General features: G+C 67.6%; 23 protein-coding genes. 12 read left to right on the top strand and 11 right to left on the bottom strand.

The features are described from left to right. The first annotated feature begins 14 nt into the window (after positions 1-14). The gene (locus NO360_RS02615) at positions 15-815 is read left to right on the top strand and encodes an aldo/keto reductase (RefSeq protein WP_256305826.1); all 801 of its coding nucleotides are present in this window, start codon (positions 15-17) and stop codon (positions 813-815) included. 158 nt (positions 816-973) lie between these two features. Here NO360_RS02615 and ppc read toward each other — a convergent pair whose 3' ends face one another. After that, positions 974-3,667: a phosphoenolpyruvate carboxylase gene (gene ppc, locus NO360_RS02610; protein ID WP_256305825.1), complete on the bottom strand. Its 2,694-nt coding sequence runs from the start codon at positions 3,665-3,667 to the stop codon at positions 974-976. Positions 3,668-3,869: 202 nt separating this feature from the next. On the opposite strand from ppc, the gene NO360_RS02605 reads away from it, so the two are divergent. The 3 genes from NO360_RS02605 to NO360_RS02595 all read left to right on the top strand — a co-directional run bounded on the left by NO360_RS02605 (position 3,870) and on the right by NO360_RS02595 (position 7,056). Beyond that, positions 3,870-4,715: a ubiquinol-cytochrome c reductase iron-sulfur subunit gene (locus NO360_RS02605; RefSeq protein ID WP_256305824.1), complete on the top strand. Its 846-nt coding sequence runs from the start codon at positions 3,870-3,872 to the stop codon at positions 4,713-4,715. Positions 4,716-4,897: 182 nt separating this feature from the next. Then, on the top strand, positions 4,898-5,449 hold the full coding sequence (locus tag NO360_RS02600) for a DUF7344 domain-containing protein (RefSeq protein ID WP_256305823.1): 552 nt from the start codon (positions 4,898-4,900) through the stop codon (positions 5,447-5,449). A 95-nt stretch (positions 5,450-5,544) separates the two neighbouring features. Then, positions 5,545-7,056: a DASH family cryptochrome gene (locus NO360_RS02595; protein WP_256307071.1), complete on the top strand. Its 1,512-nt coding sequence runs from the start codon at positions 5,545-5,547 to the stop codon at positions 7,054-7,056. 30 nt (positions 7,057-7,086) lie between these two features. Here NO360_RS02595 and NO360_RS02590 read toward each other — a convergent pair whose 3' ends face one another. Continuing rightward, the gene (locus NO360_RS02590; RefSeq protein WP_256305821.1) at positions 7,087-7,512 is read right to left on the bottom strand and encodes a disulfide bond formation protein B; all 426 of its coding nucleotides are present in this window, start codon (positions 7,510-7,512) and stop codon (positions 7,087-7,089) included. 149 nt (positions 7,513-7,661) lie between these two features. Here NO360_RS02590 and NO360_RS02585 point away from each other — a divergent pair, with 149 nt between their 5' ends. Genes NO360_RS02585 through NO360_RS02570 form a run of 4 tightly spaced genes read left to right on the top strand, consistent with a single transcriptional unit; the run spans position 7,662 to position 11,779 of the window. Then, positions 7,662-8,768 carry a branched-chain amino acid ABC transporter permease gene (locus NO360_RS02585; RefSeq protein WP_256305820.1) on the top strand — a complete coding sequence of 369 codons (1,107 nt, stop codon included), beginning with the start codon at positions 7,662-7,664 and terminating at the stop codon, positions 8,766-8,768. Next, the gene (locus NO360_RS02580) at positions 8,765-10,099 is read left to right on the top strand and encodes a branched-chain amino acid ABC transporter permease (protein ID WP_256305818.1); all 1,335 of its coding nucleotides are present in this window, start codon (positions 8,765-8,767) and stop codon (positions 10,097-10,099) included. Before NO360_RS02585 ends, NO360_RS02580 begins: the two co-directional genes overlap by 4 nt. Beyond that, a complete protein-coding gene (locus tag NO360_RS02575; protein ID WP_256305817.1) occupies positions 10,092-10,994 on the top strand; it encodes an ABC transporter ATP-binding protein in 903 nt (300 codons plus the stop codon). The genes NO360_RS02580 and NO360_RS02575 overlap by 8 nt, the downstream gene beginning before the upstream one ends. Next, entirely contained in the window at positions 10,991-11,779 is a 789-nt protein-coding gene (locus NO360_RS02570; RefSeq protein ID WP_256305815.1) for an ABC transporter ATP-binding protein, read from the top strand. The genes NO360_RS02575 and NO360_RS02570 overlap by 4 nt, the downstream gene beginning before the upstream one ends. A gap of 195 nt (positions 11,780-11,974) precedes the next feature. Here NO360_RS02570 and NO360_RS02565 read toward each other — a convergent pair whose 3' ends face one another. Further along, positions 11,975-13,396, bottom strand: coding sequence for an ABC transporter substrate-binding protein (locus NO360_RS02565; RefSeq protein WP_256305814.1), 1,422 nt, complete (start codon positions 13,394-13,396; stop codon positions 11,975-11,977). A gap of 301 nt (positions 13,397-13,697) precedes the next feature. On the opposite strand from NO360_RS02565, the gene udk reads away from it, so the two are divergent. Both udk and NO360_RS02555 read left to right on the top strand, forming a co-directional pair. Next, entirely contained in the window at positions 13,698-14,390 is a 693-nt protein-coding gene (gene udk / locus NO360_RS02560; protein WP_256305812.1) for a uridine kinase, read from the top strand. A 63-nt stretch (positions 14,391-14,453) separates the two neighbouring features. Then, entirely contained in the window at positions 14,454-15,473 is a 1,020-nt protein-coding gene (locus tag NO360_RS02555) for an AIR synthase family protein (protein WP_256305811.1), read from the top strand. 14 nt (positions 15,474-15,487) lie between these two features. On the opposite strand, the gene NO360_RS02550 is transcribed toward NO360_RS02555, so the two are convergent. Beyond that, positions 15,488-15,982, bottom strand: a complete 495-nt coding sequence (locus NO360_RS02550) for a DUF309 domain-containing protein (protein ID WP_256305810.1) — start codon at positions 15,980-15,982, stop codon at positions 15,488-15,490. Positions 15,983-16,042: 60 nt separating this feature from the next. On the opposite strand from NO360_RS02550, the gene NO360_RS02545 reads away from it, so the two are divergent. After that, positions 16,043-16,861 carry a M14 family metallopeptidase gene (locus NO360_RS02545; RefSeq protein ID WP_256305809.1) on the top strand — a complete coding sequence of 273 codons (819 nt, stop codon included), beginning with the start codon at positions 16,043-16,045 and terminating at the stop codon, positions 16,859-16,861. Positions 16,862-16,942: 81 nt separating this feature from the next. Here the strand turns inward: NO360_RS02545 and NO360_RS02540 are convergent, their stop codons facing one another. The 5 genes from NO360_RS02540 to NO360_RS02520 all read right to left on the bottom strand — a co-directional run bounded on the left by NO360_RS02540 (position 16,943) and on the right by NO360_RS02520 (position 21,832). Beyond that, a complete protein-coding gene (locus tag NO360_RS02540; RefSeq protein WP_256305808.1) occupies positions 16,943-17,392 on the bottom strand; it encodes a UPF0179 family protein in 450 nt (149 codons plus the stop codon). A gap of 547 nt (positions 17,393-17,939) precedes the next feature. Continuing rightward, positions 17,940-18,977, bottom strand: a complete 1,038-nt coding sequence (locus NO360_RS02535) for a dipeptide epimerase (protein ID WP_256305807.1) — start codon at positions 18,975-18,977, stop codon at positions 17,940-17,942. Positions 18,978-18,980: 3 nt separating this feature from the next. Next, the gene (locus tag NO360_RS02530) at positions 18,981-20,033 is read right to left on the bottom strand and encodes an N-acetyltransferase DgcN family protein (RefSeq protein WP_256305806.1); all 1,053 of its coding nucleotides are present in this window, start codon (positions 20,031-20,033) and stop codon (positions 18,981-18,983) included. A gap of 58 nt (positions 20,034-20,091) precedes the next feature. Then, positions 20,092-21,060 (bottom strand): Vms1/Ankzf1 family peptidyl-tRNA hydrolase, encoded by a 969-nt coding sequence (locus tag NO360_RS02525; protein WP_256305805.1) that lies wholly within the window; start codon positions 21,058-21,060, stop codon positions 20,092-20,094. 82 nt (positions 21,061-21,142) lie between these two features. Then, positions 21,143-21,832: a helix-turn-helix domain-containing protein gene (locus tag NO360_RS02520; RefSeq protein ID WP_256305804.1), complete on the bottom strand. Its 690-nt coding sequence runs from the start codon at positions 21,830-21,832 to the stop codon at positions 21,143-21,145. Positions 21,833-22,049: 217 nt separating this feature from the next. Between NO360_RS02520 and NO360_RS02515 the strand changes: the two genes are divergently transcribed. Next, positions 22,050-23,018, top strand: coding sequence for a VOC family protein (locus tag NO360_RS02515; protein ID WP_256305803.1), 969 nt, complete (start codon positions 22,050-22,052; stop codon positions 23,016-23,018). A gap of 144 nt (positions 23,019-23,162) precedes the next feature. Here NO360_RS02515 and NO360_RS02510 read toward each other — a convergent pair whose 3' ends face one another. Further along, positions 23,163-23,942 (bottom strand): CehA/McbA family metallohydrolase, encoded by a 780-nt coding sequence (locus NO360_RS02510; RefSeq protein WP_256305801.1) that lies wholly within the window; start codon positions 23,940-23,942, stop codon positions 23,163-23,165. Positions 23,943-23,999: 57 nt separating this feature from the next. Next, positions 24,000-25,172, bottom strand: coding sequence for an NAD(P)/FAD-dependent oxidoreductase (locus NO360_RS02505; RefSeq protein WP_256305800.1), 1,173 nt, complete (start codon positions 25,170-25,172; stop codon positions 24,000-24,002). Positions 25,173-25,186 lie beyond the last annotated feature (14 nt).

Raw genomic sequence — 25,186 nt, 5'->3', positions numbered from 1 at the left:
CGCGTCGGTGTTGTATGGACTTTCCACCGCTCGGTCTCGGGACGTACGACCTCACCGACCCCGAGCAGGGACCGACCGCCGTCTCGACCGCTGTCGACCTCGGATACGACCACGTCGACACCGCACAGAGCTACGGGAACGAGGCGCTCGTCGCCGAGGGACTCGCGCGCGCCGACCGCGACGCCGAGGAGGTCTTCGTCGCGACGAAACTCGACACGAAAAATCTGGCGTACGACGACGTGCTCGCGACCGCGCGAGAGAGCGCGGCGCGGCTCGACGTCGACTCGATCGACCTGCTGTACGTCCACTGGCCGCTCGACGCGTACGATCCCGACGAGACGCTGCCCGCGCTCGACGAACTCGTCGACGAGGGCGTCGTCGACCACGTCGGCCTGAGCAACTTCCGTCCCGATCAACTCGAAACGGCCCTCGACCGTCTCGACGCGCCGCTCTTGGCGCACCAGATCGAGATGCACCCGTTGCTTCCGCAGACAGAATTACACGAACTGGCCGTCGAAGCGGGGCACCGCCTGGTCGCGTACTCGCCGATCGCCCGCGGGAAAGTCGCCGAGGTCCCCCAGATCGTCGACGTCGCGGAGAAGCACGACGCCACGGCGGCGCAGGTGTCGCTCGCGTGGCTGCTGGCGAAGGAGAACGTCACGCCGATCCCGAAGTCCGGGACGCCGGCGCACATCCGCGAGAACTACGCCGCACTGGATCTGGACCTGGACGACGAGGACGTCGCCGCGATCGACGCGGTGGAGCGCCGGCACCGCGTCGTCGACTTCGAGGGCACGCCCTGGCGTCAGGACTGAGCGGAGGGTTATATACCAAGAGGGGGCCACACCCCCCGTGACGTAGCAGGCGTCCCGCGTCGGGCAGCGATCGTTCGGCACGTCGACGCGGGAGCGATTCGGCGGGCAGCAACCCGCGCGTGTCGACTGTTCGCCAAATTTCGGCCGCAGCGACGCGGCTATCCGGTGTTCTTCATCCCGGCGGCGATCCCCTTCACCGTCAGCCGCAGCGTCTGTTCCTCGTCGTCGGTCCGGTGCTCCAGATCGAGCAGGTGCGTCTGCAGCAGGTTCAGCGGGTCGACGTAGGGGTTGCGGCGGCGGAGGCTCTCGTCGAGCCAGTCGCGTTTCAGCAGCGAGTCGCGGTCGGTCACGTCGAGGACGACCTCCCGGGCGCGCTCGTACTCAGCCGAGAGGTGCGGGAAGAACTCCTCGCGGAGGTCCTCGTCGGCGAGATCGGCGTAGTAGGAGGCGATTTCGAGATCGGTCCGCGCGAGCGCCAGCGACGCGTTGTCGAGCGTCGTTCTGAAGAACGGCCACGTCTCGTACATCTCCTGGAGAGTTTCGAGGTCGCCGCCGTCGTCGAGGTAGGCCTCGATCCCGGTGCCCAGGGCGTACCACCCGGTGATGATGCAGCGCGACTGCGTCCAGGAGAACACCCACGGGATCGCTCGCAGGTCCTCGACGGTACGTTCGCCCGACCGCGACGCCGGTCGGGACCCGAGGTTCAGGTTCTCGATGACTCCGATCGGCGTCGCCTGTCCGAAGTACGTCACGAACCCGTCGGACTCCAGCAGGTCGCGGTACTGCGCTCTGGCCGTCGTCGCCATCTCGTCCATCGCGTCGATCCACTCCTCGCGGACGTCTTCCTCGGGCTCGCGGATCGCCCGGAACCGCGATCGGACCTGTGCGTTGAGCATCTGCTCGACGTTGCGCTCGGCGATCTGAGGGTTCGCGTACTTCTCGGCGATCGCTTCGCCCTGCTCGGTGAACTTGATCTGCCCGGTCACTGTCTCGTTCGGCAGCGCGAGCATCGCCTCGTTCATCGGGCCGCCACCCCGGGAGATCGACCCGCCGCGACCGTGGAACAGCCGCATCTTCACGCCGAAGTCGTCGCAGATGGTCGCGAGGCGTCGCTGGTTCTTGTAGAGGTCCCAGTTGGCGGCCAGGAAGCCGTTCTCCTTGTTGGAGTCGGAATAGCCGAGCATAATCTCCTGGACGTTCTCGCGGGCGTCGAGCGCCTGCGCGTACGCCTCGTTCTCGAAGAGCGTGCCCATAATGCGCCGCGCGCCGTTGAGCGCCGACTCCGTCTCGAGCAGGGGAACCACGTCGAGGCCGCAGTGATCGGGCAGCGAGACGACGCCCGCCTGATCGGCCAGAAAGAGTACTTCGAGTACGTGGCTGGGCTCCTCGGTCATCGAGATGCAATAGGTGTCGATGGCGCCCACGCCGAACTCCCGCTGCCACTCGCCGAGCATCCCGAACCGTTCGAGCACGCGCTCGGCGGTCTCGGAAATCTCGCCGGGGTTGTCGAGGTCGACGACCCGCTCTTCCTGCAGGATCGACTCGGTCAGGACCTCGATTCGCTCGTCCTCGTCGAGAGCGGCGTAGTCGATGCCCTCGTTGGCGAGCGCCTCGTCGACCGCTTCAGTGTGGTTCTCCTGGTGGTCGCGCAGGTCCAGGCTCGCGAGCGTGAAGCCGAACGTGTCGACCTGCCGCATCAGCGGTTCGACGTACTCGTCGGCGACGACGTCGGCGCCGATCGAGCGGAGGCTCTCGTCGATGACGCCCAGGTCTTCGAGGAGTTCGCTCTCGTCGGCGTACCCGTCGGGGCGGACGTCCTCGATCCGGCGGAGTCGCTCGCGCATCAGCTTCAGCTTCTGGCGGTAGGGTTCTCCGGGATAGCGCTCTTCGGCCTCGTCGGCGACGCCTGGGAGCCGCGCCCGATCGGCCTTCAGCGACCGTTCGAGACCCGCGCCGACCTCGACGCGGCGACCGTCCTGACTCAGGACGCCCGAGAGTCGCTTGAGCGCCTGGCTGTACTTTTCGAGGACGACCCCGCGCTGTCGTTCCAGGGTGTCGGTCGTCACCTCGGGCGTGACGAAGGGGTTGCCGTCGCGGTCGGAGCCGGCCCACGAGCGGAACTCGAAGAGCTTCGGGACGTCGACCTCGGGGTACTCCTCGGCGAGGAGGCCCTCCAGTTCGGCGTACACTTCGCCGACGACGTCGAAGAGGATGGATTCGAGGTACCACTGGACGTTGCGGGCCTCGTCCTGGGGTTCGGGGCGTCGCTCGCGGACCTGGGAGGTCTGCCAGAGGCTCGTGACCTCGGCGTCGACCTTCCGCCAGAGCTGATCGTGCTCGCGGTCGGTGAGCCGCCGCTCGTCGAGTTCTTCGAGTCGGCTCGCGATGGAGCGGAGCTTCGCCTTCACCGTCTTCCGCCGCGCTTCCGTCGGGTGGGCGGTGAACGTGGGCTCGATGAGAACGTCATCGAGGACCTGCTGGACGGTCTCGGCGTCTGCGTCGGCCTCCAGCAAGGTCTCGACGGTGGCGACGAGGCCGTCTTCGAGTTCGCCCCTCTGGGAGGATTCGCGGACGACGCGGGCGCGCTCGCGCTCTTCGGCGAGATTGATGAGCTCGAAGTAGGTGGTGAAGGCGCGTGCGACGACGCTCTCGTCGCCGGGCGAGAGCCCGTCGAGTCGGCCGTCCAGTTCCGTGCGCGAGTCGCGGTCGCCTTTCCTGTAGTCGATGGCGGCGGTTCGGATGTCTTCGACGGTCTCGAAGGCGTCCCGGGAAGTCTGTTCGGCCAACACGTCGCCGAGGAGGGCACCGAGTTCGCGGACGTCCTGCTTGACGTCCCTGCTGTGCAAGTCCATACCGAGCGATATACTGTCATCCGAGTAAAAACCTCGGTGTTATCGAGATATTTGCAACCGACAGACCCATCACCGGAATCTCGGTTCGATGGGCGCGCTCGACGGCTTCTGTCGTCTGTAAGCCGGTCGCGTCGGTCGGTCGGCGAACGCACTCGACCACGGGTTTCGTCATCCTTTTTACCGGCGGGACGAAGGATCAGGTATGAGCGAGCGCGACAAGTACCCGGCGGAATCGGGTCGCCGCCGGTTCGTCAAGGGTGTCGTGGGTGGCGCGGCACTCGCGGGCGTCGGCGCGACAGGTGCGGCCGCAATCAACTCCGCGACGCAATCGTCCGGGGCCGGCGGTGGGTCCACCCAGGCGTACGCCATCGAAAACACCGACGGTCCCGCACCGCGCGGGATGCCACAGATTCCCGTCGAAATCGACGACGAGGGGTATCTCAAGGGCGTCTGGCCGGAAGTAAAGACAGAAGATCAGGGCGGGGTTCAGGTCACCATCGCCGAGACGGAGGACTTCAAGGGCTCGGGCGTGACGTACAGCACGGACTGGTTCCAGTTCTGCGGCGTCGAGTCCTACGCCGGGATCAACCCCGACTACGACTCGGACAACTTCTTCCGCTCGGGGAGTTCGCCGGGCTACGAGTGGCAGAGCGAGGCGTACTCCGAGGGCGACCGCCTCCACGTCGACGACTTCTCCGATTACAAGGAGTGGTCCAACGGGGTCGGGACCGCCGGCCTCGGCAAGCCCGCGACCGGCCGCTGGCGCTCGGAGGACGCCGAGGACATCATCCCGATCCAGGTCATCAAGTCCGATCGGGTCCGGGAGATGGCGCAAGACGACCCCTGGCTGGAAGCCTCGACCGAGGAGGGGTACATCGCGTGGCTCAACAAGTGTACGCACTTCTGCTGCGTCCCGCAGTTCAAAGCCGAGGGCTCGGCAAAGTTCGGTGCCGAGGACGACGTCTACTGTCAGTGTCACCAGTCCATCTACGACCCGTTCAGCATCGTCCAGACGCTCTTCGTCGCGCGGCCGCGGCCGACCGAGTAGGCCCGCGCCCGCGCCGCGGTGGCGTATGCCGCGTTGTGTGCGACGAGCCGACTCACCCCGTTTGTGAACCCTGTGAACCATCTGTTCGGGCGTTTCGAGCGTGAGATGTCCCGGTTGCTATGCCGTCCTGACATCTCGATTCGGATACATTCATGTAGGGGCCACCACGAGGATAACGTAGAATGACTGAGCCCGAGGTCGCACCGGGGCCCGACGATGAGAGCCTGGCGGCCTCGGAGATACACGACGTGCTTCGGAACGACCGCCGGCGACTCGTTCTCGAGCGGTTGCGCGCGGACGGGGGAACCGAGACGGTTGCGGACCTCGCAGAGCGGATCGGTGCGATCGAATCCGGCGAAACGCCGCCGCCTCGGAACGTCCGCCAGAGCGTCTACGTCTCCCTGCACCAGACGCACCTGCCGAAACTCGACGAACTCGAAATCATCGAGTACGACCCCGACGCGAAGACAGTCACGCTCGCGGAGAACGCGGACGACGTCGCCGTGTATATGGAGGTCGTTCCCCAGTACGGTATCTCCTGGGCGGAGTACTACCTCGGACTCGGCGTCCTCGGGGGGCTCTCGTCGCTCGCGGCGTCGCTCGGCGTGCCCGTCCTGCGGTCGCTCTCCCCGGGCGTGATCGGGGCCGCGCTCTCGCTGGTGCTGATCGTTTCCGCCCTGTACCAGCTCCTCGAACAGGAGAGTTCGCTCCTGCACCGGCTGCGAGGCGACTGAGTAGACCTACCGGAAGGTAGCCCGCCACCTACGTCTGGCGAGGCGGCGAATTCCGAATGGCCGACACGCTCAGGTACGTGGCGTCCGCCATCCCAGTGATGGTCGACACCGCAATCGCGTGGTTCCGCCGCGATCTCCGGGTCCACGACAACGAAGCGCTCGTCGCTGCCGCCGAGGCGGATCGCTTGCTCCCGGTGTACTGCGTCGATCCCCGATCCCGCGACACGCGGCCGTACGGCGGTTCCGACTCCTTCCGCTATCCGAAGACGGGCGGTCACCGCGCGCGGTTCCGACGCGAGTCGCTCGAAGCCCTCCGCGGCCGACTGCGCGAGTCGGGGTCGGACCTCCTGATACGGTTCGGCCGGCCGGAAGCGGTGGTTCCGGAACTCGCCGCGGCGGTCGGGGCCGACGCGGTGACGTTCCACGGGATGCCCGCGCCCGAGGAGCGGGCGGTCGATCGAGCGACCGCGGCCGCCCTGCGGGAGCGCGGAACCGAGCCGCGTCGGTTCTGGGGCCGGACGCTGCACCACCCCGACGACCTGCCCACGCCGCCGACCGAAATCGACGACACGTACACCCGCTTCCGGAAGGCCGTCGAGGCGGATTCGACGATCCGGGCGACGCATCCCGTCCCGTCGCTGCCGCCGGTTCCGGGAACCGACGATCCGACCGTCGAGGCGGCGACTGTCCGCCCCGGGGACCTCCCGTCGGTCGAGGACCTCGCGGCGACGGGGGACTCGCTCGCGGCCGGGGCCGACGGCGCGTCGCCCGACCCGGACGAACGTGCCGTCCATCCGTTTCCGGGCGGCGAGGACGCCGCGCTCGACCGGATCTCGGCGTATCTCTGGGACGGCGACCACCTCCGCGAGTACCGCGAGACGCGGAACGGCCTGCTCGGCGCGAACTACTCCTCGAAGTTCTCGCCGTGGCTCAACGAGGGCTGTCTCTCGCCGCGCCGCGTTCACGAGGAGGTGACCGCCTACGAGCGCGAGCGCGTCGAGAACGACTCGACGTACTGGCTCCGGTTCGAACTCCGGTGGCGCGACTTCTTCCAGTTTCAGGTCCTGAAACACGGCGCGCAGTTCTTCGCCCCGGGCGGGCTCAGACGCCGGGACGACGTCGAGTGGAAGTGGGACGCGGACGAGTTCGGGCGGTGGGCCGCCGGCGAGACCGGCGTCCCGTTCGTCGACGCGAATATGCGCGAACTGAACGCGACCGGCTACCTCTCGAACCGCGGGCGGCAGAACGTCGCCTCGTTTCTGGCCAACGACCTCCGGATCGACTGGCGACGCGGCGCGGCCTACTTCGAGACACGCCTCGTCGATTACGATCCGGCCTCGAACTACGGGAACTGGGCGTACGTCGCCGGCGTCGGCAACGACTCCAGACGGCGGGCCTTCGACGTGCTCGCGCAGGCCCGGCAGTACGATCCGGACGCGGCGTACGTCACCACCTGGCTCCCGGAACTCGACGGCCTCCCGGCCGACCGGGCGCACGCGCCCTGGACCCTTTCGACGGAAAAACAAGCGGACTACGGGGTCGAACTGGGCGTCGACTACCCGCGTCCGATGATCGATCCCGAGTCGTCCGGGGACGATCCGGTGTGACCGCGACTGTCGCGCTCGAACGGGTCTGCGTTACGATCTGTCTCCTTGCCGCGCGGCCCACGCTCCGAGCGTGAGCGCCGTCACGAGGACGAACGCCGTCAGCGACAGCCGCGGTATCGTGAGGAGCCCGCCCGCCATCGGGTAGAGGATCGACGAACAGCCGCCGCCGACCGAGCAGGTCGCTTCCAGCGTCGGGCGGAGTTGCAACAGCACGTGGTACGCCGCGACGACGACGCCGAGTCCCGAAAGTGGCAGGACGGTGCGCGCCACCCGCGGGCGGTCGTCGAGCGTCGCAACCCCGAGAACGACGGTCAGGGGGTACAGCAGGATCCGCTGGTACCAGCAGAGTTCGCAGGGGACGAGCCCCAACCCCAGGCTGAAGTAGAGGCTCCCGGCCGTTCCGACCGCCGCGACGAGCGTCCCCAGAGCGAGCAGTGATCGGGTCCGTGTGGGCACGTCCGCCCCGAGACCGGGGAGCGGCTTGATACTGACGGCGCGGTGTCGAGTCTCGAACGATCGATTACCGGTATTTCCCGCCCTCGCGGTCGCGGGAAGAAAGACTTATCATCGTTTCCCGACCGCACACATCGTGAGGATAGTTATCAATGGGTATCGCCGAGACATACACACGCGGACGTCAGTTCGCGATCACGCGGCCAGGCTCCGTTCTGCTGGCCCTCGTCGGAGTCGTTCTGCTGTTCGACCTCGTTGCCGGTCTCGCAACCGGAGAGCACTCGTTCAGCGGGATCGGCTCGCTCGTGTGGGACGGGCTGATGCGCGGGCTGGTGGTCGGTCTCGCGGGCATCGGGCTTTCCATGACGTACAGCATTCTGAACTTCGCGAACTTCGCGCACGGGGACTACATCACTGCGGGCGCGTTCTCCGGGTGGGCGACGACGTACCTCGTCGCGGGGTTCGGCCGCGCCGACGTGGGCGCGCTGTTGCTCGTCGGTGCGGGCGGATCGGTGTTCGGGGGCACGCTCGGGATCGGGGTCACGACGACGCCGCTCGCGGTCGTCGCCGGCATTCTCGTCGCCGGGGTGGCTACGGTCGCGCTGGCGTTGTTCGTCGACCGCACGACGTTCCGCCCGATCCGTGACGCCGACGGGATCACGCTGCTCATCACGAGCGTCGGCGTCGCGTTCGCGCTCCGGTATCTGATGCAGTTCGTCTTCGGGTCTGACGTCCGCGGCACGACGTCGCAACCGCCGGCGATCGCGCTGTATCTCGTCGACGGCGCGGTCCGGGTCAACGCCCACGACATCGCGCTCGTCGTCGTCGCCGGCAGCCTGATGCTCGGCGTACACCTTCTCCTGCAGATGACCAAACTCGGGAAGGCGATGCGGGCGATGGCCGACAACGAGGACCTCGCCCAGATCACGGGGATCCCGACCGAACGGGTCATCCGCGCGGTGTGGGTGATCGGCGGCGGCCTCACCGGGATGGCGGGCTATATGTTCATCCTCTGGAAGGGCACGCTCGGGTTCAACGACGGGTGGCTGCTGTTGCTCTTGATCTTCGCGGCGGTCATCCTCGGCGGGATCGGCTCGATCTACGGCGCGATCGTCGGCGGTCTCGCGATCGGGCTCACGGCGTCGGTCTCGATCATCTGGATCCCCTCGGCGTTCGCCCGCGCGGCCGCGTTCTTCGTGATGATCGTCCTCCTCCTGGTGAAGCCCGAGGGACTGTTCTCCGGGAGGTCGACAGCATGAGCGTTCGCGACGACGTCGCCGAACGGATTCCGGGCGGCGACGCGGGGCTGATCGTGGCCGCGCTCCTCGCCATTTACGCCGCCTACGTGCTGATCGGCGTCGGTCTCGGCTACTCCGTCCGCGGCCAACTGAACACGATCGGCGTGCTGACCTTCTACATCGGGGTCTTCGCGATGCTCGCACTCGCGCTCAACCTCCACTGGGGGTACACCGGGCTGTTCAACATCGGTATCGTCGGGTTCATGGCCGTCGGAATCTACGTGATGGCCCTGGTCTCGAAGCCGCTGTACGAATCCGGCGGGGCGGCGCAGGTCGGGGGTCTCGGCCTGCCGCTGCTCGTCGGGATCGTCGCCGGGATGATCGCCGCCGCGCTCCTGGGGGCGCTGATCGCGTTGCCGGCGCTGCGGTTGCGGGCCGACTATCTCGCGATCGTCACGATCGCGATGTCCGAGATCGTGCGCTTCTCGTTCCTCTCGGGCGAACTGCAGCAGTTCCAGCTGTTCGGCGAGCGAGTCGGCTTCGGCGGGGGCTCGGGGCTCATCCTCGACTTCACCAACCCGCTGGAGGCGTTCTTCCAGTTCTTCGGGCTGTGGGACGTGTATCTCGGCTTCGTCGCGACCTTCGAGGTGATCATCCCCAACAACCCGAAGCCGGTCGTCGACGGCCTCGTCTACGGCGCGGTGCTCCTCGGGTTCGTCGCCGTCTACTTCTGGCTGCTCAAGCGCACCGGCGAATCGCCGTTCGGACGCGTGCTGAAAGCGATCCGAGAGGACGAGGACGTCGCCAATTCGCTGGGGAAGAACACGAACCGGTTCAAGATCAAGGCGTTCATGCTCGGCTGTGCGCTGATGGGGCTGGCAGGCATCCTCTGGCTGATGACGAGCGGAGCGGTCACGCCGAACTTCTTCCGGCCGCGGATCACCTTCTTCGTGTGGATCGCGCTCATCATCGGCGGTGCGGGCTCGAACACAGGGAGCGTCCTCGGCGGCGCGGTCTTCGCCGCGCTGCTCTACCAGGGACCGCGGTACCTGAAGAACCTCATCGACACCGTGATCCCGAACGCCGACGCGCCCGCTGGGTTCGGGCCGGCGATCGCGCCGCTCATCTCGAATTTCGACCCCGCGCCGCTGTTCTTCTACACTATCGACAGCATCCGTCAGCTCCAGCTCGTCTTTATGGGGCTCGTCCTGATCTGGCTGATGCACAACCGCCCGGAGGGGATGCTCGGCCACCGCAAGGAGACGGCCGCGGGGATTCCACTCACCGCGTCGCGGGCGAGCGGGAGCGCCCGGACCGACGGCGGCGACGCCGGAGGTGGTGGCGATGAGTGATTCCGACGTCACGAACGTCGACGGCGGCGCTGCAGGTGACGACGGTCCCAACGCGGACGCTGCCGGCGCGCCGACGACCGGATCGACCAGCCTGGACCTCGGCTCCGGCGGTCCGAACGTCAGTGAAGAGTATCCGCTTCAGGTCGAGGCGTTACGCAAGTCATTCGGCGGGATCACCGCCGTCGACGACGCCTCGTTCCGGGTCAAACAGGGAAGCCTCACCGGCCTCATCGGCCCCAACGGCGCGGGGAAGTCGACGACGTTCAACCTCATCACCGGGATGTTGCAACCCGACTCCGGGACTGTGACCTTCGACGGCGAGGACATCACCGGACAGCGGCCACACGCCATCGCGAACAAGGGGCTCGTCCGGACGTTCCAGATCGCACGCGAACTGCAGGAGATGACCGTCCTGGAGAACCTGATGCTGGCTCCGAAGGGCCAGCGCGGGGAAGCGCTCTGGCGGTCGGTCACGCCCGGCTTCCGCGACACAGTCGTCGAACAGGAGACGGAACTCCTCGAACGGGTCTGGAACGTGCTGGAGTTCTTCGACATCGATCACATCGCCGAGGAGTACGCCGGGAACCTCTCGGGCGGACAGCGGAAACTGCTGGAGATGGCCCGGGCGCTGCTGACCGATCCCGATATGCTGCTGTTGGACGAGCCGTTCGCGGGCGTCAATCCCTCGTTGGAGAAGCGGCTTCTGCAGCACATCCACGAACTCCGCGAGGAGGGGTACACCTTCCTGCTCGTCGAACACGATATGGACCTGATTATGGAAAACTGCGAACGCGTCATCGTCCTCCACCAGGGCCGGGTCCTGACGGAGGGCTCACCGGACGAGATACAGGCGAACGAGGAAGTCATCGAGGCCTACCTCGGAGGGAACGTATGAGCGCCGACACCGAACCGGATTCGACGCCCTCCGAGTCGGCTGCGGCCGTGTCTCAGGAGACAATCCCGGACCGGGAGGATCAGGCACTTCTCGAAGTCCGCGACCTCGACGCCGGCTACGGCGACCTCCAGATCCTGACGGACGTCGATCTGGACGTCGCCGACGGCGAGTACGTCACCATCGTGGGGCCCAACGGCGCGGGCAAGTCCACGGTGATGAAGTCAGTCTTCGGCCTCACGAACCATATGGGCGGCACCGTGATCTTCGACGGCGAGGACATCACGGGGCTCCGTCCCGAGGAGATCATCCACGAGGGCGTCGGCTACGTTCCGCAGAACGACAACATCTTTTCCTCGCTGACGGTCCGTGAGAACCTGGAGATGGGCGCGTACATCCTCGATTCGGTCCCGCAGGACGCCCTCGACGCCGTGTTCGAGCGGTTTCCGATCCTCGAAGAGCGAGAGACGCAGAAGGCCGGGACGATGTCCGGCGGCCAACAGCAGATGCTCGCGATGGGTCGTGCGCTGATGCTCGACCCGTCGCTGCTCCTGCTCGATGAGCCCTCCGCTGGACTCGCTCCGGACCTCGTCGACGATATGTTCGACCGGATCGACGCGATCAACGACGACGGGACGGCCGTCCTGATGGTCGAACAGAACGCCAAGGAGGCGTTGCGGCGGTGCGACCGCGGCTACGTCCTCGCGAACGGACAGAACCGGTATATGGACGACGGCGACGTCCTCCTGAACGACGAGCAGGTCCGGCGGGACTTCCTGGGCGGGTAGTTCCGGCCGCGCGTCCGGACGGTTCTCGGAGGACTACACGGCCGGACGGAGGGTTCGGGGGCGTTCGACGTCGACCCCGACCCGATTTCCTCTTTCTGCGCGACTTCACCCTCCGCGTCCCGAGTGCGAATATGCGTCGCTACGGTCGTCTTCGCTCGCAAAAAACAGGGTACTGAGACGGCCGTCGAGCGTGGCTTAGCTGTCCGGGGCCGACAGCGCGTTGCTGATCACCGAGGAGTACGAGGACTCGCCGATGTTGAACGCGACCTGTCGGTACACCTCTCCGTCGAACGTGTCTTCGAACACGCTGCTGAAGCGCTCGGAGAGCTGCTGGCCGTAGTCGTTGTTGACGTACAGCGTCGAGACGGTGTCGACGCCGAGCCGTTCGGACATCACCTGCGCCATCACGCGTCCCTGGAGTATGTCCGAGGGCGCGGTCCGGAAGATGTAGTCGTTGTCCTCGAGGTTCGTCACCGACAGCGCCGTGGACGACGGCGAGCAGCCGACGACCTCGTTCGGGATGAACACTTCCTGTGAGACGGGCACGTTCACGCCCGAGGAGGCGGACCCACAGACGCTTGGGACGCCCGCGCTCACGAGCGATTCGGCCGCGGCGGTCCCCGCGCTCGGCGAGGTCTGGGTGTCTTCGACCTGCGCGTTGACCGAGAGTCCGGCCGGGTTGGCCTCGTTGACCTGCTGGGCCGGGAGCTGTGCGGCCTGGATCATCGGCGCGCCGACGGAAGCGAGGTCGCCCGTCTCCGGCAGCAGGATCCCCACGGACATCTCGCGGTCGCTCCCGCCGGGGCCGCTGTCGGCCGCGGGACCCGCTCCGTCGGGGTTCTCCCCCTCGAAGTTCTGCACTTCGATGTTCTCTGCGGCGCCCTCGTCTGCGTTGAACTCCCAGATGGCGTACGCGGCCGATGCCGGGTCGCCGGCCTCGTTGAAGTTCGTCGACGACGAGGCGCCCTGATAGTTCACGTCGTCGCCGTTCGCGGCCGCCTCGATGCCCTCGACGAGGTTATCCGGCGTGACCTCCATCCCGCCGGGGTTGGCGATCCGGCGCATCTGATCGCGGATCGCGGTCCCGGAGTTCTCACCCGCGGCCGCGTTCGCGAGCAGTTGTAGCGCGACAGAGTCGTACGACTGGGAGGTGAACACGCCCGGCGAGGAGCCGTACTCGTCCTGGAAGAGGGAGTTGAACGCCTCCTGGTTCGGGCCGCCCGCCGCCGGCGCTGTCCCGGTCACGTTCTCCATATCGTTGCCGACCTGCCCCGGCATCGATCCGTCTCTGAGACCGTCGGGGACGAGAATCTCTTCGCTCCCGTCCGACTGGCTGTAGTAGTCGCGGAACAGTTGGATGCCGCTTTCGGGGTAGCCGATGACGACCAGGCCGCCCGGGCCGCCTCCGGAGCCGCCGCCGTCGCCGCCACTGTCGCCACCGCCGTCGCCGCCGCTGTCTCCGTCTCCGCCGCCGTCGCCACCACCGTCGCCGCTGTCACCGCCACCGTCGCCGCCGTCGTCGGGGCTCCCGATACACCCGGCGAGTCCGGTCGCACCGATCGCTCCCGCTGCACCGACCCGTTTCAAAAATCTACGACGTACGATATCACGTGCCATAATCACGGGAATGTGGCTCCCCAATATAAATGTATCCGTTACGACACTGCTCGAACGTGGATATCCGATAATCAATAATAGACGTTGCGTGAAGGCTTACTCGCGTGAGAAGCTTCGTTGTTCTGCCGTGAGGGGCCGCCTGTACGTCCACATCTTCTCGGCGTTCTGTTACGTTGTGGTCGCGGGTGCGGACGCGAGCGTCGCCAGCGCGATAGGCAGGCGGGCGTGACCGGACCGTGAGTTCGGCCGCCCGTTCGACGAATCGTCACGCTCAAGCGCTCGGCGACGACTCTCTCAGGAAATGAGCATCCCCTCGTTCGTCATCGGGATCGCGGGCGGCACCGGTGCGGGGAAGACGACGATCGCGCGCCTCATCACGCAGAACGTCGGCGACTCCGTCACGCGGATTCCGATAGACAACTACTACGAAGATCAGAGCCATCTCGAGCTCGACGAGCGCGAGGACGTGAACTACGATCACCCCTCCGCGTTCGAGTGGGAACTCCTCAGGACGCAGCTCTCGACGCTTCTGGAGGGCCAGCCGATCGAGATGCCGACGTACGACTTCGAGATCCACAACCGGACCGACGAGACGACCCGCGTCGAACCGACTGATGTCGTCATCCTCGAGGGGATCTTCGCGCTCTACGACGAGGAGATCAACGAGATGCTGGACCTGCGGCTCTACGTCGAGACCGACGCCGACGTCCGCATCATCCGGCGCATTCAGCGGGACGTCATCGAACGCGGTCGCGATCTCGAGGGCGTCATCGAGCAGTACCTCTCGACGGTCAAGCCGATGCACGAACAGTTCGTCGAACCTACGAAGAAACACGCCGACCTCGTCGTCCCCGAGGGCGCCAACAGCGTCGCGGTGAATCTGCTCGCAGAGAAGATCCACGCCGAGGTCGGCGGCACGGCCGGCCGCGACTGGGAACGAACGGTGACCGAGGAAGCGCTCGCCGACCAGCTCGTCGTCGATCCCGACGACTGACTGCTCGCCCGTCTCGCTCGGGGACAGCGTCACGTTCAAATCGGACCGCCGAGAGGATCCTGTATGGCGGATTTCGGAAAGGTCGACCGGTCGTTCTTCGACGAACACATCTTCCCCAGACTCGGTGCCGACCGCGACGACGTGCGGCTCGGTCCGACACACGGGGTCGATTTCGGCCTCCTCGACGTCGATGGGACGGCGATCGCGATCGCGACGGATCCCGTATCCGTGTTGCCGGGGCTCGGGTTCAAGCGCGCCGGCCGGTTCGCGCTGGACTTCGTCCTCGCGGACGTCGCGGTTTCGGGACTCGCCCCGTCGCATCTGGCCGTCTCGTTCACGCTGCCGCCGTCTCTCTCCGAAGCGTCGTTCGCGACGCTCTGGGGCTCGATGCACGCGGAAGCGGCCGACCTGGGCGTCTCGATCGTCACCGGCCACACCGCCCGCTACGCGGACTGTTCGTTCCCGTGGGTCGGCGGCGCGACCGCGCTCGGCGTCGGCGACTTCGGGGACGTAATCCGCCCAGACGGCGCCCGTGTCGGCGACGACGTCCTCGTGACGAAGGGCCCAGCGGTCGAGGCGACCGGACTCCTCACCACGCTGTTTCCAGCGGTGATCGAACTCGACGAATCGACGCTCGAAACGGCACAGGAACGGCTCGACGAGGCGACCTGCGTCCGCGACGCGATGACCGCTGCCGCGGCGGGCGGCGTCCACGCGATGCACGACGCGACCGAGTGCGGGCTCTTCGGGGCGTTCGTCGAAATGGCCGACGGGTCGGCGGTCAGATTCGACCTCTCGACGGACGGGATTCCCATTCGGCCCGGTGTCCGCGAGACCTGCGAGGCGCTCGGGATCGACCCCTGGACGACGACGACCGGCGGCACGCTCGTGCTTTCCGTCGATCCCGATCACACCGGCGACGTCGTCGCCGCGCTCGAATCCGAGGGCACGCCCGTCGGCGTCGCGGGAACAGTCGAGTCGGGATCGGGCGTCGTGGTCGACGGCGAGGCAATCTCACACCCGGACGTCGACCCCTCGTGGGCGGCCTACGCGGAACTCGCGCGGGCGGCCGGCGAGGAATAAGACCGCCCCGCGCGTCAGTCCAGCCGCTCGGCGTACTCGCGATCCAGGTGGTCCGCTTCTGGCTCCGACCCGTCGAGTTCGATCTGCCACTCTTCCAAGACTGTCGGATCCGCCAGCGCCGCGTCGAGCGTGGCGCGGACGTCGGCGACGTCGACGCCGTAGTAATCGTCCGGCACGCCGCGGAGGTACTGCAGCGCCGTCCGGAACAGCGACCGCATCCCGCCGTCATCACCGAAGTCGAAGTGCTTGTACGCGCCGGCGGCGACCTGGACCATCCCGTGGAGGAAGGCGCTCTCGGTCGTCCCGGAGCCGTAGTTGTACCACTCGTCCTCGAAGCAGTCGTGGGAGGCGTGGAACTCCCGGGCGTTGTACAGCCGAACGCCGTGAACGGTGGCGCGGCGAAGCGTTCCGTGTTCCCACCCGTTCGACGTCGCACGCGTCGGGTCCCAGCCGGTCGGCTCCCCTGAGGTCGGCGGCCCGACGGTGTCGTCGCGGGTGTGGTCGTTCACATCCGGACCTTCGTCCCCACAAATAAAGAGATTTGACCCTCCGCCGCCTGACGAATAGCAATGCGAATCTACGAACTCGGGGAGGGGACACCCGAGGTCGCCGTCGTCGGATCGGTTCACGGAGACGAACCCTGCGGACAGCGCGCGATCGAGCGCTTCGTCGCGGGCGAGCCGTCGGTCGAGCGCCCGGTCAAGCTCGTCGTCGCGAACGAGGAGGCGCTCGACGCCGGCCTTCGCTACCTCGACGAGGACCTCAATCGGGCGTTCCCGGGCGACCCGAAGGCCGAGTCGCACGAGGGCCGACTGGCACACGACCTCGTCCGCGAACTCCGCGGGAAGACGGTGCTCTCGCTGCACTCGACGCAGTCGTACGCCGAACCCTTCGCCCTCGTCGACGAGGTCGACGCGGTGTCGAGAGCGATCTGTCCGCACCTCCCGATGGAGTACCTCGTCGAGACGGGACCGTTCTCGACCGGCCGGCTCATCGACCACGCGCACACGATCGAAGTCGAGTGCGGACTGCAAGGCAGCGAGGAGGCCGCGACGAACGCCTACTGGATCCTGCGGGCGTTCCTGTCTGCGACGGGCGTTCTCCCCGCGCCGGTCGAGGGCGACGTCGAACCGCCGCTGTCGCTCCACCGCCGCGACGAAGACGAGGTGACGGTCTTCCGACTCTTGGATCAGATCCCCAAGAATCCCGCCGAGGAGTACCGGATCTTCGTCGACAACTTCCAGCGGGTGGCCCCGGGCGACACAGTCGCCGCCGCGGACGGAGACGCCTACAGCGCCGACGACGAGTTCTACCCGGTGTTGCTCTCGGCGCACGGCTACGAGGACGTGTTCGGCTACGCGGCCGATCGGCTCGGGACGCTCGCGTAGCGGACGCCGAGACGGACAGGAGGCTCGCGCGGTGGCGTCCGGCACGGACGGGACGCTCGCGTCACGGGACGGAGCGGCGAGTTACTGCTCGGGCGGTTCGAGTTCGACGAGCGTCAGGTCCCGATCCAGGTAACAGAACTCGTGGGGCGGGTCGCCGACGACCTCCTCGATCCGGTACTCGGCGTCGAAGCTCGCGCCCTCCGGGACGCAGTACTCGTGGCTCGGACACTCCGTGTGCGGGCACGGTCCCGGAAGCTCTACCTTGCTACCGGCGTAGGCCCCCTTCGAGGCGACGTTTGCGGTGATCGACGCGGGTTCGACCTCGACGGCGCGGACGCCGGTGTCGTGGACGGCGCAGTCGAGTAGCTGTCCGTTCTCGCGGACGTCTGTCACCTCGTAGCGGACGCCCTCGGTGAGGTTCAGGCACTGCTGTCGGTAGGGACAGCCCTCGCACGCCGCCGACTCGCCCTCGTAGACGAACTCCGTCCCAGGAGACGCGAGACGGTCGCCGATGAGCGTGACCTGAGTCATCTACGCGTCGCTACTCGGCGCTCGCTGTTAAGCCTGTGCGTCTATACGAAGTAGATCGAATAGATGGCAACACGTCTGTAACAGTAGCGGCGAACACTTCGGAAGCCCCCGCGCGCTGGACTCGATGCGCTCGCTGTGGTCCTCGCTCACTACGTTCGCTGCGGTCCTTGCGTCGCGCGTCTTCGTCCAGCGCGCGGCCCCTTCCAGTCCCACCCCGGTTGTTTTTCGAATAGCAATCGCTCGCCGGAGGCGGAGATAGTCGTCGAACCGGGTGATGGGCGCGTCGCCGACGCGTGGCTAGTCGGTCTTGGCGAACAGTCGGCACCCGCTCGCGACGATGTCCTCGCCAGCGACGCAGTCGGCTTTCGCACTACCGACGGCCTCGTCGCCGTCGCTCCCCGCGCCGACGTGCCGAGCAACCGCGGCCCGACGCGAGGCAGACGTCAGATCACGGGGAGCCTGGCCGCGCCTTCGTATATAAACGCTCGCTGGAGCAGTGCAGATCGGTTCGGGCGTCGAGGGCGACACCGCCTCGTCGACCCGAGTGCTACGTCCGCCGCGCGCCGGTTCCCGCGCGGTCGACCCCGGCGAGTCGGATCTCGCTGCCGTCGATCGGCACGCCCTCGTACTCGTCGTCGTCGAGCAACAGCGCGCCGTCGAGGTCCGCGTAGTCGACGAGCGGCGCGAGGTGACACGCGGCCGCGATGGCCGCGTTCGTCTCGATCATACAGCCGAGCATCACCTCCAGTCCGTGCGCCCGCGCGGCGTGGACCATCCGCTTCGCCTCCGTGAGGCCGCCGGTTTTCATCAGCTTCAGGTTCACGATATCCGTTCGGTCGGCGATCGCGGGCACGTCCGGAAGCGTCACGCAGGACTCGTCGGCCGCGATGGGGAGCGCCGACCGCTCGTAGACGAATTTGAGCCCATCCGGGTCGCTCGCGGGAACGGGCTGTTCGACGAACTCGACGTCGTACGCGTCGAGTCGTTCGGTCATCCGGACCGCCTCCCGCGGCGTCCACGCCTCGTTGGCGTCGACGCGGATGCTGGCGTCGGGGGCCGCCTCACGGACGGCGGCGACGATTTCCTCGTCGCGATCGGTTCCGAGTTTCACTTTCAGGACGTCGTAGCCGTCCTCGATCGCCTTACGCGTCTTCTCGCGCATCCGCTCGGTCGCGTCGAGGCCGATCGTGAACGAGGTTTTCGGCACCCGCTCGGGGTCGAGCCCCCACTGGCGGTACAGCGGAACGCCGAGTCGCTTCGCGGCGAGGTCGTGCAGCGCGATCTCGACCGCGGCACGCGCCGCCGGATTGCCTTCGACGACGCCGCGCAGTTCGCGCTCGATCCGTTCGGTCGCGTGCGCGTCGCCGACTGACTCGACGACGGCAAGCAGGTCCGGCAGCACGGCTTCGACCGTCTCCGGCGTCTCGCCGTAGTGGCCCACCGGGGCGGCGGCCCCGACGCCAGTCATCCCGCCGCCGTCGGTGATCCGGACGACGACGTTCTCGGCGACCTCCTGGGTCCCGCGGGAGATGGTGAACGCGTCCGCGAGCGGGAGCGAGAGCCGCTCGAACTCGGTCGAGAGCATCCGTCACTCGCCCCCGAGGACCGAATCCAGGACCGCGTCGGCGTCGAACCGGACGACGTCGGTCGCCGGGCGTCCCAGTTCGTCGGCGTACGCCTCGACCGCCTCGCGCGCCGCTTCGTCGTCGTCGATGCCGGACGTGTTCAGCGCGCCCGCGACGATGTCCCCCTCGTGAACAGGCGCAGCCAGCCCCTCGTAGAGGTCGACGTACTCGTCGATCTCAGGGAGCGAGAACGACTCGTAGCCGTGGATCGCTTCGCGGCCCGCCGTGTGACAGAGGACCATCGAGTCCGGCATCGCGCCGTGGAGGATGCCGCAGGTGACCGCGGAGTACGCCGGGTGGACGATGCTGCCCTGGCCCTCGACGAACAGCACGTCGTAGTCGTCGCCGACCTCGAGGATCATCTCCTCGACCGCGCCGGCGGTGAAATCCGAGACGACGCGGTCGATCGGGTTGCCCCAGCCGGCGATCATAATCCCGGTCTGCCCGGTCGGGATGAATCCCGCGTCGACGCCGCGCTCGCGGGCGGCCTCGACGAGTTCGAGCGCGACGGTCATCTTCCCGACCGAGCAGTCGGTCCCGACCGTCAGCACCACCTCGGCGTCGACGTCGGCGCTCCGGCCGCCGGCGACCGTCAAGTCTTCCTTGGGCTTTCGCACGTCGCGGAGCGCCACGCCGTGTTCCTCGGCGAGCGCCGTGAACTCCTCGTCATCGGCGAGGAAGTAGTGGAGGCCCGCGACGACGTCGCACCCGCGCTCGATCGCGGTCCGAACGTCGGGTCGCCAGGAATCGTCGAACTCGCCGCCGATGGGGGAGATTCCGATCAGCAGCGTGTCGGCGTCGGGCGCGTCCGCCATCGAGGAGACGATCGGAACCTCGGGCAGGTCCGCGCGGTGGTCGGTCGTGACCGTTCCGGCTCGGTCGCGGTCGAGGACGGCGACGACGTCGTAATCCGCGTATTTGAGCACACCAGTGGCCGTCTTCGCCCGCTCGGGGAACTTCTCGTGGGCGAGCACGACGACCCGCTCCGCGTCGGGTTCGGATGATGAGGCAGTCATACGTGAGTGAACGGCAAGAGCGGTTTTAACCGTCCTGATCCTGCGGGGCGGCGACGAATCAGAGGAGCGACAGCCGAACCGTCCAGAACTCCCGGACCGCGCTTTCGAGCGCCGCCGCGGGCTCTCCGGTGGCGTCGACAGTCGCGGTCCGGTCGGCCAGATCCGTGAACCGACCGAGAACCGTCCCCTCGCCGAGGACGATCAGATCGCGGGCGAGGCCCTCCTCGGCTGTTGCGCCCGCCTTTCCCGCTTTCTCCGCACTGTCCGCACCTGATTCCGCGCCGTCGGTCCCGACGTGAGCCTCGATCGCCTCGCGCGCCCGGTCGAGGTGCTCGTCGACCTGCTGATCCCGCCGGCGCTCGAAGCGCGCCTGCGAGAACCCGCCCTTCGAGTGCGACCCCATCACGTCGGATTCGACCTCGTCGACGAGCGACACCGACGCCCCGTCGTAGACGCCGAGCGCGAACAGGTCCGAGCGCACCAGGGCGACCCACGTCGGGTCCACGGGCGCGAACCACGATCGGTCGATCCGGAACCCCGAGCCCCACTCGTCGAACGGCGCGGGGGGCGTCGGCGGGTCTAACGCGGCGGCGACGAGACCGGCGTCGTCGACGCAGACCAGACACGGGGCGGCCCGGCGGACGAGCGCCGACCGCTCGCCCAGCGCCTCGGCGACGGCGTCGGGGACCTCCTCGTGGACCATCGCCGTCAGCGCACCCTCGGGCTCCGTTTCGAACGACGACAGCCGGGAGAGGACCTCGTCGCGGCGGTCTCCGCGCAGTTGCTCGGTCCCGCGGAACGCGACGTCGACGTCGTCGGTTTCGGAGAGCCGCTCGACCCGCTCTTCGAGCCCCTCGATCTTGTCTTCGAGTCGGTTGACCTCCGCTTCGGCCTCCTGGCGCTCGCGAGCGGCCTCCGACCGACGCTCCTCTTCGGCCGCCGCCCGGCGTTCGAGGTGACGCTTCTCCTCCTCCAGTTCCTCGATCCGCGCTTTGAGCTCCGCGCGACCGAGCAACTCGTCGAGCATACCTCACCGCGCGACCGCGGGCCACTTAGCGGTTGTCGTCGCGTCCGTGGTTCCGCTGGCCGCTGCGACGACACCCGATCGACTACGGGAGGATCGACGAGAGGAGCTTCCCCTGCGCGGCCGAGAGGTGCTCGACGAACGTCGAGTCGTCGACGCCGAGTTCCGCGGCGACGTCGCCGGCGTTCGCCCGCTTCGGGTGCTCGAAGTAGCCCATCTCGTGCGCCGTCTCCAGGACCTCCCGCTGCCGTTCGGTCAGTTCGCCGCGGTCGACGAGAACGAGATCCGAGCCGTCGCGGTCGGCGTCGGACCGGACGAGCCGACGCACGGAGACGCCGGACCACCGTTGATCGAGCCGTGCGACGACCGACCGAAGCGTGTCGACGTCGGGGGCGTGGAAACTGACCGTCAGGGAGCCGCCGCGGGAGTGCACGTCGCGCACCGGACAGCCGAACCCCTCGATGCACTCGCAGAAACAGGTCCGGCCCTGCGGTCGCTCGAACCGATAGACGCGCTCGGAGCCGTACGAGAACACTTCCTGCAACTCGTCGACGCTCGGGGCCGCATCCCCTGACGTCCCGTCGCCACCCTTCGTACCCGTGGCGTCGATCGGCCGGTCGCCCGTCAACACGAACTCCTCGGTCACTGCCTCGTCGGGATCTGTGGGGACCGATTTCGTGATCGATTTCGCCGTACCGTCGGCCGCCGCTGCGGCCGTCGCGGCCGGGCAGTCGGGCGGCGAGTCGACGGTGATCTCCGCGCGGATCCCGCTCACGTCCGGGCGAACGCGTCGCGGGGGGAAGAATCGTTCGGGCGCCGCAACATTCGGCGGGAGGCGAACCCTCCCTCGGAACAAATCGTCAGCGCGGCCGGTCGGATATATAAAATGCCCGCATATACGGGGGCTTTCTATACCGGTTTTCCGGGAAAAATACCGCCCGTCCAGTAGCGACTACCACCATCCGTTGCGGAACGATCCAGATCAAACTCACATGAAACGACGACACTCACCCGTTGCAAAGCTCGGACACGTCGCAGCACACACCCCAGACCTCGACGAATCGCTGTGGTTCTTCAACGAGGTGATGGGCCTGCAGGTCACCGAACGCGACGGCGACACCGCCTATCTCCGCGGGATGCGCGACTGGGAACACCACACGCTCAGCCTCACCGAGAGCGGGAAGAGCGGCGTGGACCACTTCGCGTTCCGAACCGCCAACGAGGAGGCGCTCGACGAACTCGAACAGCAGTTCGAGGCGGAGGGCGAGGAAATCACCCACGTCGAGGCCGGCGAGGAGAACGGCATCGGCGAGGCGATCCGCGTCGAGAAGTTCGGCCACAACTACGAGTTCTACTGGGACGTCGAGAAACCCGACGCGCCCGAGGGCCAGCGGTCGGGGCTCAGAAACCGCGTCTACAGCGAGTCCGTCGGGAACCGGATCGCGCCGCGGCGGATCGACCACATCCACGTGAACGATCCCGGTCAGAACGCGTTCGACCACGACGAGTGGCTGCGGGAGACGATGAACTTCCAGTTGAACGAGCGCTTCGAGGCCGAGAACGGCGAGTACTGGGGCTGGTGGTACGCCGTCACCCCGCTCCCGCACGACATCGCCATCCACCGCGAACCCGAAGACGACCCGACCCAGTTCCACCACGTCGCCTACCACCTCGACAGCCTCCAGGACCTCTGGACCGCGGGCGACATCTGCAGCGAGCACGGCATCGAGATCAACAACCGCAGCGACGGTCCGGCGATGCACGCGATCACGCGCGCGGACTGTATGTACGTGAAGGATCCCGCGAGCGGCCTCCGCCTGGAGCTGTTCGCCGGTCCGGGCTACCTCAACTTCGAGCCCGACTGGGAGCCGATCGAGTGGAAGGAGGAGACCCTCGGTGGCCCGACGAACCACCAGTGGCACGGCGGCGGCCCAACCTGGGACGGCATCGACTACGTGTAGCGACGCGCCCCGTCCGCAGCGGTCACTCACACACTCGTTACGACGAGAACCCGATCAGTGTCGGCCTGCAGCGGCACATATGCGCGGCCGGCGCTCTCGGCGCGCAGCAACACCCCTGCGGGGCCGGAACTCTCGGCGTCGCGACTATCCAGAGAGCGGCGAGAGCCGATAGAGCATCCGCGCGGCTCCGAGCACGCCGGTCTTCGCCAGCGCGCCGCTCCGGTATGCGCCGTACTTCGCGTAGAACCCGCTCTTCTTCGCTCCCGCGCCGGCGTAGTGGCGCGCCGACATCGGGATCGGGGTCCGTCGCCCCTCGACCCGGGTCGCGCCGTTCCTGATAGCGTCCAACACGATATCGCCCGTCAACTCGGCGCGGGTGACGTCGTCGATCTCGATCTCCGTGTACGCGCGGCCGACGTATCCCACCTTGTGTGCGTCGCTGCCGGCGACGCCGGGGTAGCCGAACGTGTCTGCGTACCGTCGCGCTCGGCGGTTCTTCCACCCGGTGAACGCCCAGGAGTTGTACACCTCGATCGCGTCGGGATCGACGGTCTCCAGGCGGTTCCTACGGACGCCGTGTCGGCTGCGCTGGAAGGGGTGGGGGACGATGGCGACGCCGCCGCGGTCGCGCACCCACGCCGCGGTCTCGCCCATCGGAGCGCGCCGCGGCGGCATCTCCTCGATGCCGAGCGCGAGCAGGTGGCCGTCCGCGGTCGAGACCTCGACCCCAGGGATACCGACCAGGCCGTACATCGGCGCCAACTCCGCCGCTCGGATCGACTCGTGGATGACGTCGTGGTCCGTGATCACGACGGCGTCGAGCCCGATCTCTGCGGCCTGTTCTAAGAGCAACTCCGAGGGATCCGACGCGTCGTAGGAGGCGTCCGAGTGGACGTGTGGATCGATTCTAACGGTGAGCGACACAGGGCGAGATTGGCGCCCGTGAAAGTAAAGCCTGTCTGCTTGCGCGGGACGGGCGACTTACAGCGCGTCCGTGGCGATCCGTTCGCCGATCTCGTGGCCGTTCCAGAGCGCCTTGGGTACTCGCCCCTCGCCGATGACCCAGTCGCCGGCGACGTAGAGCCCGGCGTCCTCGACGCGTTCGACCGTCTCCCGATCGACCCCCGCATCGGGGAGCGCGTAGCGCCAGCCCTGGTCGTCGACCCAATCGGGATCGCGGTAGCGTTCGTCGCCGAGGAGGGCCGAAACCCGGTCGGCGACGTCGTCGGCGACCCCGGCGATCGGATCATCGTACCGTTCGCTCGACCACGCGGGACTCATCTGGACGATCAGGAGGCTCTCGCCGTCGGGGACGTGACCGGCCTTGCACTCCTCGCGGGAGAGCCACCCGATCGCGTGCTCCTTGTCGGGGTTCACGAGGCCGTACCAGGGGTACGACTCGCGGAAGGGGTAATGAAGCACGACCGTGCGAATGGTCCGGTACGGGACGCTCTCTACGGCCTCGACGACCGGGTCGAGTCGGTCCCCGTTCCAGTCCGTCGCTCGCAGCAACTCGGCCGTCTGCGGGGCCGGCGGAGTCAGGAGGAGCACGTCGAACGAACCGTGGCGCTCCCCGTCCGCGTCGACGAGCGTCCAGGTGTCCTGTCGCGTTCTCCGCCCGTTCGAGTTGGTCGTCTCGTCGCCCTCGCTCCCGTCGTTGTCGCCGTCGCTCCTGTCGAGGCCCTCGTCGACCCCCTCGGTCCTGCCATTGCCGCCGTTGGCCCCCCCGCGTTCGATCTCCACGATCCGCGTCCGCCGGTGGACCGTCGCGTCGGTCCGCTCGAGGAGCCGCTTGGCCAACTGCGTGATGCCCTCGGTCCACGTCCACTTCCGGGAGTCGCGGCCGTCGCCCGGACCGATCTCGCCGTCGGCGTCGAACGTCCAGACCGGTTCCTCGATTTCGACGAGACCGTCGTCGCCGAGTTCCCGGAGCAGTGATTCGGTCCGTCGGTCCGCGTCTTTCAGGTAATTCGCGCCGTGGTCGTACCGACACCCGTTCTTCCGACGCGTCGCCCCACGGCCGCAGACGCCGCCGCTCTTCTCGACGATCGTCACGGTCGCGTCGGCGTCGCGGAGCGCGTACGCCGCGCCGACGCCCGCCGCGCCCGCGCCGACGATTCCGACGCGTTTCGGTGGGTCGGTTCGGTCTGTCACACGTCGAACCGGGT

Source organism: Halobellus litoreus (genome assembly GCF_024464595.1).
Classification (GTDB): domain Archaea; phylum Halobacteriota; class Halobacteria; order Halobacteriales; family Haloferacaceae; genus Haloquadratum; species Haloquadratum litoreum.
The sequence above is the reverse complement of the archived record's forward strand: the minus strand, read 5'-3'. Positions and strand labels throughout refer to the sequence as shown.

Bases quoted from the DNA above. Each gene is read 5' to 3' on its own strand.
- NO360_RS02580 (WP_256305818.1), top strand. From the start codon at position 8,765: ATGAGCGTTCGCGACGACGTCGCCGAACGGATTCCGGGCGGCGACGCG.
- NO360_RS02565 (WP_256305814.1), bottom strand. From the start codon at position 13,396: ATGGCACGTGATATCGTACGTCGTAGATTTTTGAAACGGGTCGGTGCA.
- NO360_RS02515 (WP_256305803.1), top strand. From the start codon at position 22,050: ATGAAACGACGACACTCACCCGTTGCAAAGCTCGGACACGTCGCAGCA.
- NO360_RS02615 (WP_256305826.1), top strand. From the start codon at position 15: ATGGACTTTCCACCGCTCGGTCTCGGGACGTACGACCTCACCGACCCC.
- NO360_RS02570 (WP_256305815.1), top strand. From the start codon at position 10,991: ATGAGCGCCGACACCGAACCGGATTCGACGCCCTCCGAGTCGGCTGCG.
- NO360_RS02575 (WP_256305817.1), top strand. From the start codon at position 10,092: ATGAGTGATTCCGACGTCACGAACGTCGACGGCGGCGCTGCAGGTGAC.
- ppc (WP_256305825.1), bottom strand. From the start codon at position 3,667: ATGGACTTGCACAGCAGGGACGTCAAGCAGGACGTCCGCGAACTCGGT.
- NO360_RS02535 (WP_256305807.1), bottom strand. From the start codon at position 18,977: ATGCTCTCGACCGAGTTCGAGCGGCTCTCGCTCCCGCTCGCGGACGCG.
- NO360_RS02530 (WP_256305806.1), bottom strand. From the start codon at position 20,033: ATGACTGCCTCATCATCCGAACCCGACGCGGAGCGGGTCGTCGTGCTC.
- NO360_RS02600 (WP_256305823.1), top strand. From the start codon at position 4,898: ATGACTGAGCCCGAGGTCGCACCGGGGCCCGACGATGAGAGCCTGGCG.
- NO360_RS02545 (WP_256305809.1), top strand. From the start codon at position 16,043: ATGCGAATCTACGAACTCGGGGAGGGGACACCCGAGGTCGCCGTCGTC.
- NO360_RS02585 (WP_256305820.1), top strand. From the start codon at position 7,662: ATGGGTATCGCCGAGACATACACACGCGGACGTCAGTTCGCGATCACG.
- NO360_RS02605 (WP_256305824.1), top strand. From the start codon at position 3,870: ATGAGCGAGCGCGACAAGTACCCGGCGGAATCGGGTCGCCGCCGGTTC.
- udk (WP_256305812.1), top strand. From the start codon at position 13,698: ATGAGCATCCCCTCGTTCGTCATCGGGATCGCGGGCGGCACCGGTGCG.
- NO360_RS02525 (WP_256305805.1), bottom strand. From the start codon at position 21,060: ATGCTCGACGAGTTGCTCGGTCGCGCGGAGCTCAAAGCGCGGATCGAG.
- NO360_RS02540 (WP_256305808.1), bottom strand. From the start codon at position 17,392: ATGACTCAGGTCACGCTCATCGGCGACCGTCTCGCGTCTCCTGGGACG.
- NO360_RS02555 (WP_256305811.1), top strand. From the start codon at position 14,454: ATGGCGGATTTCGGAAAGGTCGACCGGTCGTTCTTCGACGAACACATC.